This window comes from Mesorhizobium sp. M6A.T.Ce.TU.016.01.1.1 (assembly GCF_003997065.1).
GTDB lineage: Bacteria > Pseudomonadota > Alphaproteobacteria > Rhizobiales > Rhizobiaceae > Mesorhizobium > Mesorhizobium mediterraneum.
On the sequence record NZ_RZTJ01000021.1, the window covers coordinates 1 to 15,464 of the forward strand.

The following is a 15,464-nucleotide window of genomic DNA, read 5'->3' on the forward strand; positions in this document are numbered from 1 at the left end:
TCCCGGCCGACATCCAACTCGTAGGAACTTGCCCATTCACGATAAAAGCGTGCCAAGCGATCGACGTCGCCGTCGAGCGCATGGGAATCCTTGATGCGTTTGCGTGCGGCTTGCTCCAGTGCGGTCCCCTGATCGAGGGTATTCATGTCAATTCCTCCGTATAGGGGCAAATTAGGTGCGGTACAGTTCTCATCGGCGGCGCAATTGCCGCGAACCTTGCGATCATTGGTCGCCCCATGCTGCCCGTACCAATGAATCCTACGCGTTCGGCGCTACGGAAACAGCCCGCTCTTAAAGTCGCTACATTAGACTTCCGAAAGCATTAATTTGCTTCGAAAGGTTATGTTTCTCTTCCCCATATTTGACGTCAGAATAGGGACCAAACTCGTCCTGACGACAAGCTAAAATATGTTAAAAAAGTATGTGAATTCTGTAAGGCGACTTTATAATTAGCTCTAGAAAACTCGAATACAATCGAGAGCTGTTCGACAAAAGACGGAATGCGCGGAACCCGTGGAAATTCGCGTTGGTGGGCGTTACGGAACCGTGGGAGACCAGGAACTTCCGATCCTGACAATCTCTCCGTCGAAAGCGCGCCAGCAGCCAAAGGTCGTATCCACGCTTTCAAGCTTCCAAAAGAAGCTTCGAATCAGAACGTAGTCTTAACGATTTTACGGCCTTAGGCTGATCCTACCCCGGCCAATTCGTCAGTCTCACTGCCTGACCACCACTCGCCAATTCGCGCGCGGACATTGCAACAGATCTTTCAAGTAACTTTGCACAATCTTTACGACCGCAAATCGCTGAAAATGGTACGTTCACGACAATGATAGGAGGTCAGTCCGAAAATCAATGCCTATGCAAACTGATGTATGCTCAGACGGCCGAATAGCAAGCGACATGAGGGCAGCAGCCATGACAAGAAGAGCGCTCATATTAATCGAAATCTATCCATGGGACGTTGGTCCGCTCTACGTCCAAGCGGCCCTGCGTCTTGGTCTTCACCCAATTATCCTTTCGGCTGATCCAGCTCGGTACAACCGTCTGACGCCGCAAAGCATCGTCATTCGTGTCGATACAGACAACCTCGACGCGCTGATCCACGAATGTCTTCAGCTACGTGCGAACTATGACATTGCTGGGATTACAAGCACCGGTGACTCATTCTATGCGACAGTTGGAAAGCTCTGCCGGCATTTCGATTTACCCGGACCCGACCCCGAATCCGTTGAACGGTGCTGCGACAAATTAGTTCAACGTCAACTCCTCGCGGAGGCGGGCGTCCCAATACCTGCTTATCGTTTAGCAGCGAACGCGACGGACATAGAACGCTCTGCCACAGAGATTGGCCTACCAGTGATTCTTAAGCCGGCCGAAGGGAGTTTTAGCTGCGGAGTCCGCTTGTGCCGCACCGTCGATGAGTTATTCGAACATTCGACCTATCTGTTGGGCGGGAAGCATAAATGGCAGTCTTCGCCGAGGATACTGGTCGAAGAATTCGCACAAGGCCCGTATTTTAGTGCGGAGATAATGGGGAATGACATCATTGGGATCGGGACCGCTGACTTGGGCGATCTTCCATACTTCGTATTTCGAGAGTGCGCCTTCCCGGCCGCGCTGGCCTATGACCAGCGTAAGTGCATCGCCGAAGTTTCGCTGAACTGTTTGCGAGCTCTCGGCCTTGGCTGGGGGCCAACAGGCATTGAGTTCCGGTGGACGATGCGTGGCCCAGTCGTCATCGAAGTCAATCCACGTCTTCCTTGCACACCAACTCCCCAACTGATTCGGCTGGCTTACGGCATCGATCTTGTCACCGAGCACATCAAGCTGGCGATCGGCGAGGCATGGGATTTGCAAAAAAGGCAATCCCACACTGCAGCCGCGCGGCTACTTGTTCCAGACCGCGATGGCATAATTGATTCGATCGTTGGCGAGAGTCGGGCGGTCGCACTATCCGGTGTCGCCGAGGTAAATTTCCGCGTTGAACCCAAGACGCCGATTCTCAGGAAAGGCGATTCCCGAGACTGGATTGGCTATGTCATAGCCGCTTCACCTAGCCTTGCGCGGACGGAGGAGATACTTGAGGGTGCCGTCAGCTTGATCGATTGGTCGATCACACCATTTTCGACCCGCGGCGAAACAGGAACAACTTGAGGCCCTTCGCCGCGGAGGGGGGCGCAGACCAAAAAATTTCACTTGGATGTCGGCGACATGATGGAGCCCGAAGACGAACTAGAGCGTGTCTTCAGTTAGGGGATTCCCAAATCAGTGTTTGAGTGCTTCATAGGTGGTCGGTTTGATTTGGGGAACCGACCGATGCGGCGATACGGACTTCGCGACGACCAGTGGGATCGGGTCAAGGATTTCCTGCCCGGCCGTGAGGGCCATGTGGGCGGAACGGCGCAGGACAACCGGCTGTTTGTCGAAGCGGTGCTCTACCGCTACCGGGCGGGTATTCCCTGGCGCGACCTGCCACCACGTTTCGGGGACTGGAAGATTGTCTGGCAACGCTTCGACCGGTGGGCCAAGAGTGGCGTTTTTGACCGATCTTCAAGACTTTGGCCAGTGATCACGACAACGAGTACATGTCGCTGGACGCAACCATCGTGCGGGCTCACCAACACAGCGCCGGCGCCCAAAAAAAGCGGGCGAAAACCAAGCCATCGGACGCTCCCGAGGCGGACTGATCACCAAGATCCACGCCGTGGTCGACGCCTTGGGCAACCCCGTCGGCTTCTCTTTGACCCCCGGCCAAGCCTCCGATCTTAGCCAACTGGGCCGCTGCTCGACCAAGTCGACCCGCAAGCCCTTCTTGCGGACAAGGCCTACGACGCCGACGCCCTCATCCAGACCCACAAGGACCGCCGAATCACCCCGGTCATCCCACCCAAGGCCAACCGCCTCATCCCGCACCAGACCGATTTCGCACTCTACCGCGAGCGCAATCTCGTCGAGCGGTTCTTCAACAAGCACAACACTTCCGCGCCATCGCCACGCGTTATGACAAGACCGCGCGCAATTTCCTTGCCGTCGTCCAACTCGTCGCCATAACTTTCCTCCTCAACTGAGGACACGCCCTAGTAGTCGTCCCTGAAGAACCCACTTGCTAGTCGACCGTGAACTAATCCGCAAGCCATTGATCTGGCCTGGGAAGCGGATAGCGTCTTTTGAATTGCAGGATTAGCGGTATTTGGACGCTGTTTTCCTGCAATTCGGTTTTCGATTCCCTTGTGCTGCGGAGCGTGATTCACTCGGTTCGGCGGCGGCGAATCGAGGGGACGGCGAATGTCCAGGCCACGCGAGAAGCGCGAGACGGGAGAGCAGGACCTGTTCCGCTCCAGGCTCGATCAGATCATCAACATGAAGCACGAACTGGTGCGGCTGGCGCAGGCGATCGACTGGCCGGTGCTGGAGGAGCGTTTCGGCGCCGTCTATTCGGACGGCCCCGGCATGCCGCCGCTGCCGACCCGGCTGATGGCGGGGCTGGCGATCCTCAAGCACACCTTCAACCTGTCGGATGAGGTGCTGTGCGAGCGCTGGGTGGAGAACCCTTACTTCCAGTATCTCACCGGCGAGACGTTCTTTTGCCATACGCTGCCGTTCGACCGCTCCTCGATGACGCGTTGGCGCAGCCGTATGGGCGAGGAGCGGATCATGGTGCTGTTGCAGGAGAGCCTCAGCCTCGCGGTCAAGACCGGGCGATGAAACCGGCCGACACGCGCCAGGTGATCGTCGACACCACCGTGCAGCCGAAGAACGTCATGTTCCCGACCGACGCCAAGCTCATCCATCGGGCACGCGAACGGCTGGTGCGGCTGGCCAAGAGGACGGGGCTCCATTTGCGCCAGAGTTATGTGCGGGTCGGCAAGCTGGCGCTGATCAGCCACCAGCGCTATGCCCACGCCAAGCAGTTCAAGCGGGCCAACAAGGCGCTACGCAAGCTCAAGACCTATCTCGGCCGGACCATTCGCGACATTGGTCGCCAGATCGCCGGCGATGCGGGGCTGGACGCGCTCTTCAAATGGCCGCTGTACCAGCCTGCCACCGTTCTCGAGCAACGTCAGCGCCAGCGCGGCCGCAAGATCTACAGCCTGCACGCGCACGAGGTGGAATGCATCGGCAAGGGCAAGGCACATATGCCCTACGAGTTCGGGGTAAAGGTGTCGGTGGCCACCACGCTGAAGCGCTCCAGGGGTGGCCAGTTCGCCCTGCATGCAAAGCACTGCCCGGCAATCCCTATGACGGCCACACGCTGGCAAGCGTCATCCCCGACATGGAAAAGACCATCGGCAACGAGATCGGCCGCATCCTCGCCGACGCCGGCTATCGCGGCCATAACGCACCGCAGAGCCACAAGCTCAGGGTCTTCACCGCCGGCCAGAAACGCCGCGTCACCCCAGCCAAAGCGCCAGATGCGGCGGCGCTCGGCGGTCGAGCCCGTCATCGGCCACATCAAGAGCGAACACCGCATGGGCCGCAACTACCTCGCCGGCCAGCAGGGCGACGCCCTCAACGCCATTCTGGCCGCCGTCGGATACAGCTTCTCCCTCCTGCTCAGGTGGCTGAAGGGATTTTTGTGGCTTCTCATCGCAGCCCTACAAAGTCAGCCGAAAGAGCTCGAAGCCTGATCCCTCTCATTGTTCACGGCCGACTTGCTATGCTGCCGGCTTGCGCATCTCGGAGGCGGTTCAGCTGAAGCCCACGTGCGCCTGCCAAAGGGCGTCGCAGACGATCGCCCTGGTGACGCCGCCGAAGAAGGCGAGCGCCCGCACCTGGCCCTCGATCCAGTCCGGCAGCTTCTGGCTGGACCTGGCAAAGGCGAAGGTCAGATTGGAGGCGCCCAGCACCGCGACAACTTTTCGGCAAAGCGCCGACGCAATGTGCCCCGTGTTGGGCGTTGCACCAAGGTAAGGCAATTCCTTGTTCTAAATCCTCTCGCTGGCCAGTAGCACTATCCGCGCCCTCGCGGCAGGCCTTGCGCCGTGCCTCGACGCCGGACCAGACCCTCCAGTTCCCTCCGCTCTGCTGCGGAGCCAGCGCCTTGAGCAGCGGCCAACCTGGACTCGTCCCGTCCTCCAGAAGCAAAATGTTACGCAGATGCTTGTCCACCCTGACCCGAGCCATCCTCCTGCACGCTGTCGCCGTTGCGCGCGACGAAGACCGCAACGCTTCATCGCGCTTGGCGTAGTGGCACTGGGACCGCCCATGGAATGACTCATGCGAGGCGTCTCAAGGCTGTCCGCGATCCAGCGCCAGATCTCTGCCTGGCCCGAGGCGCGCAGAGCTGGCCGGTTGTGCAGGAGCCGTCGGCAATATCCGCCTTCCTCGTTCGGATGGGTAACGCTGGCGTCTCCCGTCGCATTCTATCTCGCTTTCCGAACGTAGCCGTGATGCGAACTCTTGCTGCATATAAAGTCGAATCAGGGGGATTAGGGTCATACGATACGGAGTCTTGACTTTGGCAGTCGCTCTGTGACATTACCTATATAAGGGCCGAAAGAAGGCGATATGGATCATGTATAGGTCACAGAGACCCGAATGACGGCAACGCATAAACGCACCTATTCGCGCTACGCGATGGAAGCGCTTGGCCTTTTCGGTAAGACCGTCCGGCTTGGCCGGATGCAGCACCGGTTAACCGCACAGGAGTTAGCCGAGAGAATCGGTGTTTCACGCAGCACCCTGCAGCGCATCGAGAAGGGCGATCCCAAAGTCGAAATCGGACTGATGTTCGAAGCTGCTGCCATTGTCGGTGTGAAGCTGTTCGATGCCGACGGCAATGGCATCACAGCCCTCACAGGCCGCATGGACGATCGCATCGCGCTGCTGCCGAAGCACGTCTACAAGGCCGGCAAGCAGATCGTCGATGAGTTCTAAGGTCCCTAAGTACGACGAAGCCTATGTCTGGGTCTGGCTGCCGGGCGAGACCGCGCCGGTTGTCGCCGGGCGGCTATATGCCCATGACGGACTCGTCAGCTTCAACTATGGCAGGAGCTTTCGTGAACTGGGCAGCGCGATCCCGCTTTATCTCCCGGAACTGCCCCTGAAGGCAGGCGAATTGCCTTTGCTTCCTGGCCTAACCATGCCGGGATGCATCCGCGATGCTGCCCCTGATGCCTGGGGACGACGGGTTATCCTAAACCGCAAATTCGGTGTGAAGGGCGATGAAATCGCGCGGCTCGATATTTCAGAACTGACGTTCTTGCTGGAATCAGGCTCGGACCGCATCGGCGCGCTCGATTTTCAGTTTTCGCCCATGCATTACGAGCCGCGCGCACTGGCCAATGCCACTCTCGAAGAGCTTGTCCAATCGGCGGAGCGGGTAGAGAAAGGTATTCCGCTCACCCCCGAATTAGATCAGGCGCTGCATCACGGCAGCTCGATCGGCGGCGCAAGGCCAAAGGCGCTGATCGAGGATGACGCCGTCAAGCATGTCGCGAAATTTTCCTCGTCTGCCGACCTTTACAGCGTCGTCAAAGGAGAATTCATAGCCATGCGGCTTGCCGCCTTGTGCGGCATCAGAGCGGCATCCGTCTCGCTCGTTCGCGCCGCAGGCAACGACGTGTTGCTCGTCGAGCGATTCGACCGGATCAAGGTCACGGGCGGCTGGCAACGCAAATCCATGGTCTCAGCGCTGACGATGCTCGCGCTCGATGAGATGATGGCGCGTTACGCCAGCTACCAGGATTTGGCGGAGATCATTCGCCACCGATTCACCGCGCCGTCGGAAACTCTGCGCGAGTTGTTCAGCCGCATTGTCTTCAACATACTTTGCGGCAACACCGACGATCATGCCCGCAACCATGCGGCATTCTGGGACGGGGCTAGGCTCACCCTCACGCCTGCGTACGATATTTGTCCGCAGGCCCGCAGTGGCCAGGAGGCCAGCCAGGCCATGCTCATCAGCGGCAATAACCGCATGAGCCGGATAGCGTCCTGCCTTGAAGCCGCGCATCACTTCCTGCTCAGCGCGCCGGAAGCTCTTGCGATTGTTGAAGGCCAGCTCCGATGCATTGCCGAGAATTGGCCGCGTGTCAGCGAGGAAGCTACGCTATCCGGCATAGATCGCAATCTGTTCTGGGGCCGACAGTTCCTCAATCCCTACGCTTTTACGGCGCTGGAAGGAAGCGCCGACGTTCTCCGCGCTCTGGCTGACGAACTACGCAACAGTGTTCACGCCTGATCCGGCGCTGGATTTCGGACAAGCTCGGCAAGCGCAAGACGCCCACAATATGGACAACCCTTGCCGTGCCAGGACGAAGATTGAACAAACGGCTCTTCAACAGTGACAACGTGCACTGCGGAGAGATGTGGAGCTGACACCGCAAAAGCCCAAGACGCGCGACTTCCCGCGATACAACTCCACATAACTGAGCGTCTACAAGCGGTGCAGCCAGCCAAACATCCAGCCATCAAAGCGATGATCGTCTGATCTTTTGCCGATGACATCACGTCGGGGAAGACTTGTTCGAGCGCTTGCCGATTCATATCGATACCGGCCTGGGCGTAGCGCATCGTTAGTTCAGCCCGAGTGGCCTGGCCATCGACTGATGGTGGCGATGTCAACACCCGCCTTAACGAGGTGGATGCCGTCGTGTCCCGCAAAGGGCGATGATGGATGCTTTTTTCAGCCAGGGTGGTTCCTTCGCCCGCAGCCATGTGTGCGCAGCAAGTATCGAACACCGAACCGGGTGAGCAGTGTGGGGCGGTCGTTGCTTTGCTCGGCGGGACAGGGCGATACCAGACGAAGGTCACAATAGAAGATTCAGGATCCCTGAACTCGTGCATCCGTATTGAACATCAGCGAAAACAGAGCGTAATCCCGCTGTCCAGAAGGCGTGCGGCGGTCGATACGCGCCAGGACGCTCTTGATTTCCGGGCTCATCGAGATGTTCGACAGGTGCCACCCACGCGCCCTCTTGAAGGGAAGTGTCACCACCAGTTGCAGCGTATCCATATATTCGGGGTGCTCCGAAATCAGGAACCGCGCAAAGGCATGCATCGCCGCCAGCCTTGCATTGCGGGTCGCAACTGCCACGCTCGACCTCAAGTGATGTGAGAAAGCTGCCCATCCTGTCGGTATTGATGTCGGAGACCGCTTCTTTCAAGAATATATTCCCGCTCTCCCGCGGCATGAGCCCGTGGCATGCTTCGGCCCAATGCTGTGGATTGATGTTTCTTCATGCCACAACCTCGCTGACGAGACCGCCGAAAGCCCCTTCAAAGCGGTCGGTGGCGATCTCTCGCAGCTGCGGAAGGTAGTGCATTGATTTTTCGTGGAATGGGGACCCTGTTTAAAGGGTGATTTTCGTCCAAACGGGACCCTTTAACGATGGGGTCATCAAGATGCCTCCGGCTTGATCGGAGGCATTTGTGTTTTGGATGTTGGTTTTAGAGACGATTGCAAAGATACGTCGGCTGTCGCTGGTCCAGCGGAAGTCGATCAAAGCGATCTGCCGTGAGCTGAAGATCTCGCGCAAGGTGGTGCGCAAGGTCCTGCGTTCTGAGGAGACGCAGTTCCGCTACGAGCGCAAGCACCAGCCCTATCCCCGCATGGGAGCTCGGCGTGAGACGCTGGACCGGCTTCTGTCGGCGAATGCGGCCAAGCCGCAGCGGCAGCGGCTGCCGGTCGCTTCGACGGCTTCCATTGCATTCCCCCGTCGGTGTCGAAGACCTGCACGGTGCGCTTCGACAACAACAAATACTCGGTGCTGTCGAGTGCCGTCGGTCGGCCCGTCGAGATCCATGCTTGTGTCGATCGGATCGCATCCGCCAGAGGATGGCGTGGTCGTGGGAGAACACGTTCGCTCCTTTGGCCGCAACGAGGCCGTCTACGATCCCTGGCACACGGCGCGCGCCGTTCCTTGGCTGGGTCCTGCGGTCGGCAATGGAGAAGGTGCGGCGCAGCTCAAGGCGGTTGATGACGTCGACCGGCAGATGGTGTTGATCCTCACCTGGGTGCTGACCGACGGATTGAGCGCGGTCGAGGCCGCCTGTCAGGAAGCCATCGAGCACGGTGCATCGTCGGCGCCGGTGATCCTCAACATCCTGGCCCGCAGCCGCGATCCGGCGCCGGGCACGATCCTTTCCATTCCCCAGGCGCTGGAGCTAGCTCACGAGCGGTCGCCGACTGCGCCCGCTATGACAGTCTCAGGAGGACAAACAGCCATGGAACGCACCGAGGTACTGGAACTGATGGGAGCGCTGAAGCTCTACGGAATGCGCAGAGCCTATGACGAGATCATGGGCGCGTCGCCATCAAGCGACGGCACGAGCCGCCCAGGATTGTCGGTGATCTCTTGCAGGCCGAGATATCGGAGAAGCAGGCCCGCTCCATCAAATACCAGTTCGCTGTCGCCAAGTTGCCGCTGGCCAAGGACATCGACGACTTCGACTTCGCCGACACGCCGGTCACCCCCTGATGCGCGATCTCGCCCGGCGGCGCCTTCGTCGCCGATCAGCGCAACATCGTCCTGGTCGGCCGCCTTCACGGGTCACCCAACTCGCGCGGAAGGTCGACCGCATTGTGACGGGCGCGTGTCGACTTCCCAACAATGTCAGACAGGAGACACAACGCTATCGGAGCGATCGCATTGCCCGAAATGATTTTCCCAGTTGGCACGACAATTGCGGTCCTATGCGCAAAAGCAAACTAGACCTGAGAGCCGCACCGCATGAATGTAGCCTCCCAATATCTGCCGCTTGTGGCGCATCACGAAGCCGGGCACGCGGTGGCCGCCATCGTTTTGCACCGTCAGATGTTCGACGACGACCGTGAACTCCCTGCTTTCTCAAGTGTTAGTATTTACCCCCACGCCGGTGACGGAGAGTGCGGTGGTGTTGTCGAAGGCGCGGGTTTTTATTTAGCGCAAGGATTCACCTCGAAGCGAAAGCCGATTTTCGAGGACGATATGGATCGATGTTTGGAACGCGATGATGCGATCCGGGAGATAGTTGCGTGTCTGGCAGGTCCTTTTGCAGAATCCGCATTCGAAGGCTATCTGGACCCGCGCGATATGGCGATGAATGCGTCCGATGGGAATGAGGGGAGCAGCGACTACGCGGATGCCAAGCGAATCTATGGTGAGTTGCGGTTCCTGATGCCGCGCCGCCCCGATTGGGGGCGGATCGAAGATTGCACGGCCCGGCTAGTACTCGATCACTGGTCGGCCATCGAAGCATTGGCCGCGCATTTGCTGGTCAAGTATGATCTCCAATTCGATGAGGCTCTGACGATTGTTGCGCCGCATCTTCCGCCCATGCCAGCAGCTACGCCGCCAGAGCGTCATCCGCAGCCTGCTTGATCAGCCATTCGATGTGATTTGACCACATCTGCAACACCTCGCGCTTCTCCTTGACGTTGCTATAGAGATTGTAGATTTCGCCAATGTCTGTCAAGGACGCCGCCTTGTGTTCACTATGTGCTCGATGACGTGTGGCAATACCTGCCGCCTGCCGAGATTTGTCGCGAGCGTCCTGCGCAGATCGTGAAGGGTCCAGTTCTCCAAAGCCACCCCGTCAGTATTGACCTTGCCGTCTAGAGCCTTCTTGCCCTTCGCGTAGCCTGAGAAGTGGCTTCTTTCGTTGCCCCTCGCAGGGAAAAAAACGTGTCATTGGTCTTCGGTACCGACTGGGGGACCGACACCGCCAGTGTGGACAGCGGAATAAGCGTAGGCTCTTCGTTCTTCGTGCGGTCACCCGATAGTTCCATGTTCCGGCTTCAAGGTTGAGGACCAACGCATCGCGGCAACTTCCGTACGCCTCTGTCCGGTCAGAATGAGCAGCTTGACGATGGAGCCGAACGAATAGCCGATATCGCCCGGTTCGGGCTCACAGCCCGTCCATATAGCCGCCAGTTCGGCATCGTTCACCACTCGCTTGCGCTTGACGATCGGGGCCGGATCCGGATTTTCCAATCCCTCGCGGGGAAACCGCGATGAGCCGTTGCGGCGGTTTGCGACACCAGTTGAAAAATGCCCGCATACACCAGAAGGCCGTGTTAGCCGCTTGCGGGTGACCCCCGGCGACGATCTTCTTGGTGATGTTAGCAATGTCGGTGTCGATCACATGGTGGATAGAGCGACTCCCGAGGGCAGGCACAAGATACCGGTTCAGGCTGGCCTCGACCAGTGCGGTGTTTTGAGGGTCGTTACTCGGCGGCCTGGAGGTGACCGCCATCGCCGTCCTCGGTATCGTCAGCGCTGATATGCGCCTGATCGGCAAGGAAGGCTGGCAGTTCCGATGGAGCTATGCTGGAATTTGGGTGACGAGGCTGATCAAGCGGCGCTCTGCGGCTTCGTTTCGATGACCTCGATTCCGTCCAGGAACCTGGCACCTGCGATGAGTTTCGGCAACTGATTTTGTCCTTTCAATCGTGCCACCTCCTGGCCGCGGCAATGACCAGCTTGAAGACCATCAGCTGGGCGATTTTCCAGGATAGCGAGCCCTTGCTACGCACCGTGCGATGGCGAACGGTTGCAAAGACGCTTTCGATGGGATTGGACGATCGCAGATGATCCCAGTGTTCGGCGGGGAAATCGTAGAGCGCCAGCGACGCATTCTGATCTTTCGTCAGTCAGTCGACCGCCTTGGCATACGCTTCGGCCTCCATCTCGATCGCATGCGCAAGCAATTTGCGCGCGCCGCTGCGAAGTACATCCGTCGGGGTATCATCGATTTCGTCGGGCTGACGAAGGCGAACAATGTGTTGATAGTCTCGTTCATGGCATATCACTCTCCTTGAGAGGTACTGGCAGGCTTCATCACCCGCCTCGATACGCCGCTCTCCTCAAGCCGTCATCATCCAGTTTCCGCCATGGCTCCCCCTGATTGATCCGCTTCACCTGTGCAACTGCACAGGCTGCCCTAGCGGGGAGATTGGCCTCCAATGGCGAAAACTTGCCGCAGGAGACCCTCCGATGACCGTGCCTATGGCGCCGCCGCTACGACAACTTGCCGACAAGCAGAGTGCGATCCACTGCCGCGCTACTGCGCCTTCAAGGGACGTCTGGATCGCGACGCAGGAGCCGATGACCGTTACGGAATCAATTCCAGGTCGCGCTGGCCGTCGCTGTGCCCGTTCGACGGTCTGGTGGCAATTTGGGCACATCTTCTGTCGCCGACAGTGGCGATGGCTGACGCTTCAACGAAACGGGGTCTTCGACGTCTGCTGCCTTCGCCGATGCTTTGCGAAGTGGCATAATGTTTCGACGCACGCAGGCGCGGGCAGGGGATGTCAGTCATGAATCTCCTGACTGGCGCGGATCAGGCCGATTGGCGGGATGAAAGATCATACGACTACACCGCTGGCCTGACGCTGCGGGAATGGGCTTGGGAGTTCTTACGCCGCAATCCAGCGTTCCAGCGCGATCTGACCGCTGCGCGCCAGCATTGCAAGACTTGGTCTCTCCAATCCTTTCTCGATATGGTCGCGTCGGCCGGCGACCTGTCACGCTGGGGTGTTCTGTTTCGCGGAGTCTTGTGGCCGCGCTTCGGTCGTATTCTGGTGTCCGCTCTGGTGCGTCCATGTGCTGCCGGTCATTGCGGAACGGTTGCCTGCCTCGTCGCCGACACCGCCGTTCGAACTCTCGGCATTGCCCTGTCGTGCAACCGTCCTGCTGGCGCCCGACAAGAGCCAGCATGTTCTTCTTCGCAATGCGGACCACGCGCTGCAGCTCGCCGTCTCGGGCGCGAATATCCTCCACCCTGTTTGCCTGCATACGCAAGCCATCTGGCCCGCGGTGCTTTTAAAGCATCGACTGAGGGGACTGGAGTGCCTCAATGCTCTCAGTCTAGGGCAACAGTTGCCCCCCCGCTTGTTTGCGCCGGAAAAGCGCGGCGTCCGTTTGTCCTTCGTTCTTCGTGCGCTCGACGGTTCGCTCGCCGGAGCACCTCATCGCGAGCTCGCCGAAGTTCTCATCGGTCAACGGCGCGTCCATGCCGACTGGGCGGATCCTCGCGATCATCTGCGCGACCGCATCCGTCGGGCCGTCTCGCGTGGCCGCGCGCTCATGAATGGTGGCTACAGAGATTTCCTAATTTGAAAAGCGACAGTCCGCGCTGTGCGTCGGTGGATGAACGTTCGCTCGCAGCTGTACCCGTCACCAACAGTTCGCCCGCCGACAGGACTGCATGGCGCCTTGCAAGGTGCGCTCTGGTCTAGCTTGTCGATGCCGAAATGAGATGGGCGAGGGTGCCAAGGCGGTGGTTCATTAGGGCCGGCCTCGACCTGGACGCACATCATTGGTCGGAAAGCGGCGTGCACCGCAATGTCGCCATAGCAGCCAAGATCCTTTGAGTCCGGACCTGCAGTCCTGTTGGACCGGCGGGTGCAACAATATGGAGGGATTTGAGGCCTCACACCGTTCCCTGGTCGACAGCTCGGTCAACATAGCACCCACCGCTTGATTATGGAAATGGTGTGCCTGGAGTGCAGCGAGTAGCGGCTTGCTGCGCACTGTCCTAAGAATAGCAGTCATGACCCGTCTGGGCGTCTCCAACACGACGATTCAACCGCTTGGGCATTGTCGCATATCCCACAATGTAGAATGCGCAACAGGGCAAAAGCTGATCCATCGGCGGTTTATCAATGCTTTTTGGCTTGGCACGGCCCATGCAACGCAATCGGCAAAAGGCGCACGAACTGAGTGGCCCATCGGCCCTAGGAGCGCTGACTTATGCCCTCCCAAGGCATGTCCGGCCCGGCAGCGAGCTCAGTCGCCTGCCGGGCATCCGTGTTTCAGGTCAACGGCGTTTGGAACTTCCAATTAGGTGGCGGCATTGACCGCAGGCCGCCCCCCGGTGGGGCGGAGAGACAGTGCAGCAGGTTTCAAATCCCGCCCATGCAAAGATATTTCATTTCCAGATAGTCCTCGAGGCCATGACGGGAACCCTCCCGCCCGATGCCGGATTGTTTGATCCCGCCAAACGGTGCCGCCTCCGAGGACATGCGTCCCGTGTTGATGCCAACCATGCCATATTCCAGAGCCTCTGCCACACGCCAGACCCGCTTCAGGTTTGAGGCATAGAAGTATGCGGCGAGGCCGTAGATCGTGTCATTGGCCTCGCGCACGACCTGATCCGCATCGTTGAAGCGAATGATCGGCGCGAGCGGCCCGAATGTCTCCTCTTGCGCGACTGCCATGACGCTGGAAATCTCGGTGAGGACCGTGGGTTCGAAAAACGTGCCATTCTTGCCGATACGCTGGCCCCCGCATCGTATTGTGCCGCCTTTCGCAATGGCATCTGCGATGTGAGACTCGATCTTGGCCAGAGCATGCTTGTCGATGAGCGGTCCGATGTCCACTCCGGCATCGAATCCGTCGCCAACCGACAAGTGCCGGATTCTTTCCACGAATTTCTTGACGAACTCATCGTGAACGCTCGATTGGACGTAAATGCGGTTCGCGGAAACGCAGGTCTGGCCGGCATTGCGGAACTTCGCCTGGACCGCACCGTCAACAGCACCGTCAATGTCGGCATCATCGAAGATGATGAAAGGTGCATTGCCGCCGAGTTCAAGGCTGACCTTCTTGATCTGGTCAGAGCACTGACGCATCAGCAGCCGTCCGACCTCGGTCGAACCGGTGAAGCTGATCTTTCGAATCTTGGAATTGGTGCAGAGTTCACGGCCCACGCGATCACCTTCGGACGCATAGATCAGGTTGACCACGCCATCGGGAAAGCCGGCCTGATGGGCGAGGGCGAACATTGCGCCAGCCACGAGCGGCGTCTGTTCAGCGGGCTTGAGCACGATTGTGCAGCCCGCAGCCAAGGCCGGCGAGATTTTGCGCGCCACCATGGAGGCCGGGAAATTCCATGGCGTGATCGTGCCAACAACGCCGATGGGCTGCTTGATCACTAGCATTCGGCGGTCTGTCGAGGGTGCCGAGATCGTCTCGCCATAGACGCGATTGGCCTCCTCGGCATACCATTGCAGATACGCCGCCGCATGCGATACCTCTGAAATGGCTTCGGCAAGCGGCTTGCCCATTTCCGCAGTCAGAATCGCGGCGAGATCGCCTGCATGGTCGATGATCAGCTGATGCCATCGCCAAAGAACGTCGCTACGTTCTCGGGCCGTCAACGCGGCCCATCCCGACTGCGCAACATAGGCCTTGTCTACCGCAGCACGTGTCTCCTCCACGCCCATATCGGGAAGCTCTGCCAAAACTTCGCCGGTCGACGGATTGACGACCTCGAACGTCTTATTGCCAACTGGTCTGCCGAGTGCCGGCAGGCGGTCGATGGCTCCAAACAGGTGCGGGGATTTCAGACGGCGGATCATCGGCAGGCACAGGGGCAATACCGGATTCCTCCTCAACGCAGCGAACATCCAGGTCGACAGGCCGTCAGTGTGTATTCTGCACCAGTGGGTTCGTCGTAGGGCCTCGGCAAAGCAGCTGGTAGACCACGCTAGCCCGATGAAAAGACAGCAGTTTCGTTAGTTTGAGTGCCCGCGGTTC

Annotated in this window: 12 protein-coding genes and 5 pseudogenes; 11 read left to right on the forward strand and 6 right to left on the reverse strand. The window is 59.0% G+C overall.

The window, feature by feature from the left end; genetic code table 11:
• The first annotated feature begins 915 nt into the window (after nucleotides 1-915).
• From EOC94_RS27125 to EOC94_RS27135, 3 genes and pseudogenes are all read left to right on the forward strand, one after another.
• Nucleotides 916-2,154 carry an acetyl-CoA carboxylase biotin carboxylase subunit family protein gene (locus EOC94_RS27125; protein WP_127294575.1) on the forward strand — a complete coding sequence of 413 codons (1,239 nt, stop codon included), beginning with the start codon at nucleotides 916-918 and terminating at the stop codon, nucleotides 2,152-2,154.
• Nucleotides 2,155-2,316: 162 nt separating this feature from the next.
• Nucleotides 2,317-3,068: pseudogene (locus EOC94_RS27130) on the forward strand (IS5 family transposase).
• 217 nt (nucleotides 3,069-3,285) lie between these two features.
• Nucleotides 3,286-4,628: pseudogene (locus EOC94_RS27135) on the forward strand (IS5 family transposase).
• 60 nt (nucleotides 4,629-4,688) lie between these two features.
• Here the strand turns inward: EOC94_RS27135 and EOC94_RS34795 are convergent.
• Nucleotides 4,689-4,916 carry a hypothetical protein gene (locus EOC94_RS34795; RefSeq protein ID WP_245463519.1) on the reverse strand — a complete coding sequence of 76 codons (228 nt, stop codon included), beginning with the start codon at nucleotides 4,914-4,916 and terminating at the stop codon, nucleotides 4,689-4,691.
• Between the two features lie 622 nt (nucleotides 4,917-5,538).
• Here EOC94_RS34795 and EOC94_RS27145 point away from each other — a divergent pair.
• Together EOC94_RS27145 and EOC94_RS27150 are read left to right on the forward strand one after the other, a co-directional pair.
• Nucleotides 5,539-5,877: a helix-turn-helix transcriptional regulator gene (locus tag EOC94_RS27145; protein ID WP_024505831.1), complete on the forward strand. Its 339-nt coding sequence runs from the start codon at nucleotides 5,539-5,541 to the stop codon at nucleotides 5,875-5,877.
• Entirely contained in the window at nucleotides 5,867-7,183 is a 1,317-nt protein-coding gene (locus EOC94_RS27150) for a HipA domain-containing protein (RefSeq protein ID WP_127294577.1), read from the forward strand. The genes EOC94_RS27145 and EOC94_RS27150 overlap by 11 nt, the downstream gene beginning before the upstream one ends.
• Before the next feature lie 582 nt (nucleotides 7,184-7,765).
• On the opposite strand, the gene EOC94_RS27155 is transcribed toward EOC94_RS27150, so the two are convergent.
• Nucleotides 7,766-8,038, reverse strand: a complete 273-nt coding sequence (locus EOC94_RS27155; protein WP_095486041.1) for a hypothetical protein — start codon at nucleotides 8,036-8,038, stop codon at nucleotides 7,766-7,768.
• A 586-nt stretch (nucleotides 8,039-8,624) separates the two neighbouring features.
• Between EOC94_RS27155 and EOC94_RS34800 the strand changes: the two are divergent.
• The 3 genes and pseudogenes from EOC94_RS34800 to EOC94_RS27170 form a co-directional block, all read left to right on the forward strand.
• Nucleotides 8,625-9,158: pseudogene (locus EOC94_RS34800) on the forward strand (IS21 family transposase); the annotation flags it as partial.
• 10 nt (nucleotides 9,159-9,168) lie between these two features.
• Nucleotides 9,169-9,482, forward strand: a pseudogene (locus EOC94_RS27165) (ATP-binding protein); the annotation flags it as partial.
• A gap of 192 nt (nucleotides 9,483-9,674) precedes the next feature.
• A complete protein-coding gene (locus tag EOC94_RS27170) occupies nucleotides 9,675-10,304 on the forward strand; it encodes a hypothetical protein (RefSeq protein ID WP_127294579.1) in 630 nt (209 codons plus the stop codon).
• Here the strand turns inward: EOC94_RS27170 and EOC94_RS35175 are convergent.
• The gene (locus EOC94_RS35175; RefSeq protein ID WP_135907184.1) at nucleotides 10,270-10,398 is read right to left on the reverse strand and encodes a hypothetical protein; all 129 of its coding nucleotides are present in this window, start codon (nucleotides 10,396-10,398) and stop codon (nucleotides 10,270-10,272) included. The two genes, EOC94_RS27170 and EOC94_RS35175, sit on opposite strands and share 35 nt — an antisense overlap.
• A 296-nt stretch (nucleotides 10,399-10,694) precedes the next feature.
• Nucleotides 10,695-10,916 carry a hypothetical protein gene (locus EOC94_RS27175; protein WP_127294581.1) on the reverse strand — a complete coding sequence of 74 codons (222 nt, stop codon included), beginning with the start codon at nucleotides 10,914-10,916 and terminating at the stop codon, nucleotides 10,695-10,697.
• 251 nt (nucleotides 10,917-11,167) lie between these two features.
• Between EOC94_RS27175 and EOC94_RS34200 the strand changes: the two genes are divergently transcribed.
• On the forward strand, nucleotides 11,168-11,308 hold the full coding sequence (locus EOC94_RS34200; RefSeq protein ID WP_164546995.1) for a hypothetical protein: 141 nt from the start codon (nucleotides 11,168-11,170) through the stop codon (nucleotides 11,306-11,308).
• Here EOC94_RS34200 and EOC94_RS27180 read toward each other — a convergent pair.
• Nucleotides 11,277-11,575: pseudogene (locus tag EOC94_RS27180) on the reverse strand (IS256 family transposase); the annotation flags it as partial. The gene EOC94_RS34200 and the pseudogene EOC94_RS27180 overlap by 32 nt on opposite strands.
• On the opposite strand from EOC94_RS27180, the gene EOC94_RS27185 reads away from it, so the two are divergent.
• Both EOC94_RS27185 and EOC94_RS27190 read left to right on the forward strand, forming a co-directional pair.
• Nucleotides 11,513-11,743 carry a hypothetical protein gene (locus EOC94_RS27185; protein ID WP_127294583.1) on the forward strand — a complete coding sequence of 77 codons (231 nt, stop codon included), beginning with the start codon at nucleotides 11,513-11,515 and terminating at the stop codon, nucleotides 11,741-11,743. The pseudogene EOC94_RS27180 and the gene EOC94_RS27185 overlap by 63 nt on opposite strands.
• A gap of 784 nt (nucleotides 11,744-12,527) precedes the next feature.
• On the forward strand, nucleotides 12,528-13,043 hold the full coding sequence (locus tag EOC94_RS27190; protein ID WP_245329899.1) for a DUF2285 domain-containing protein: 516 nt from the start codon (nucleotides 12,528-12,530) through the stop codon (nucleotides 13,041-13,043).
• A gap of 785 nt (nucleotides 13,044-13,828) precedes the next feature.
• On the opposite strand, the gene EOC94_RS27195 is transcribed toward EOC94_RS27190, so the two are convergent.
• A complete protein-coding gene (locus EOC94_RS27195; RefSeq protein ID WP_095486045.1) occupies nucleotides 13,829-15,304 on the reverse strand; it encodes an NAD-dependent succinate-semialdehyde dehydrogenase in 1,476 nt (491 codons plus the stop codon).
• Nucleotides 15,305-15,464 lie beyond the last annotated feature (160 nt).

Excerpts from the sequence above, each read along its gene's own strand:
- EOC94_RS27125 (WP_127294575.1), top strand. The coding sequence starts at position 916 with ATGACAAGAAGAGCGCTCATATTAATCGAAATCTATCCATGGGACGTT.
- EOC94_RS27145 (WP_024505831.1), top strand. The coding sequence starts at position 5,539 with ATGACGGCAACGCATAAACGCACCTATTCGCGCTACGCGATGGAAGCG.
- EOC94_RS27150 (WP_127294577.1), top strand. The coding sequence starts at position 5,867 with ATGAGTTCTAAGGTCCCTAAGTACGACGAAGCCTATGTCTGGGTCTGG.
- EOC94_RS27170 (WP_127294579.1), top strand. The coding sequence starts at position 9,675 with ATGAATGTAGCCTCCCAATATCTGCCGCTTGTGGCGCATCACGAAGCC.
- EOC94_RS27185 (WP_127294583.1), top strand. The coding sequence starts at position 11,513 with ATGATCCCAGTGTTCGGCGGGGAAATCGTAGAGCGCCAGCGACGCATT.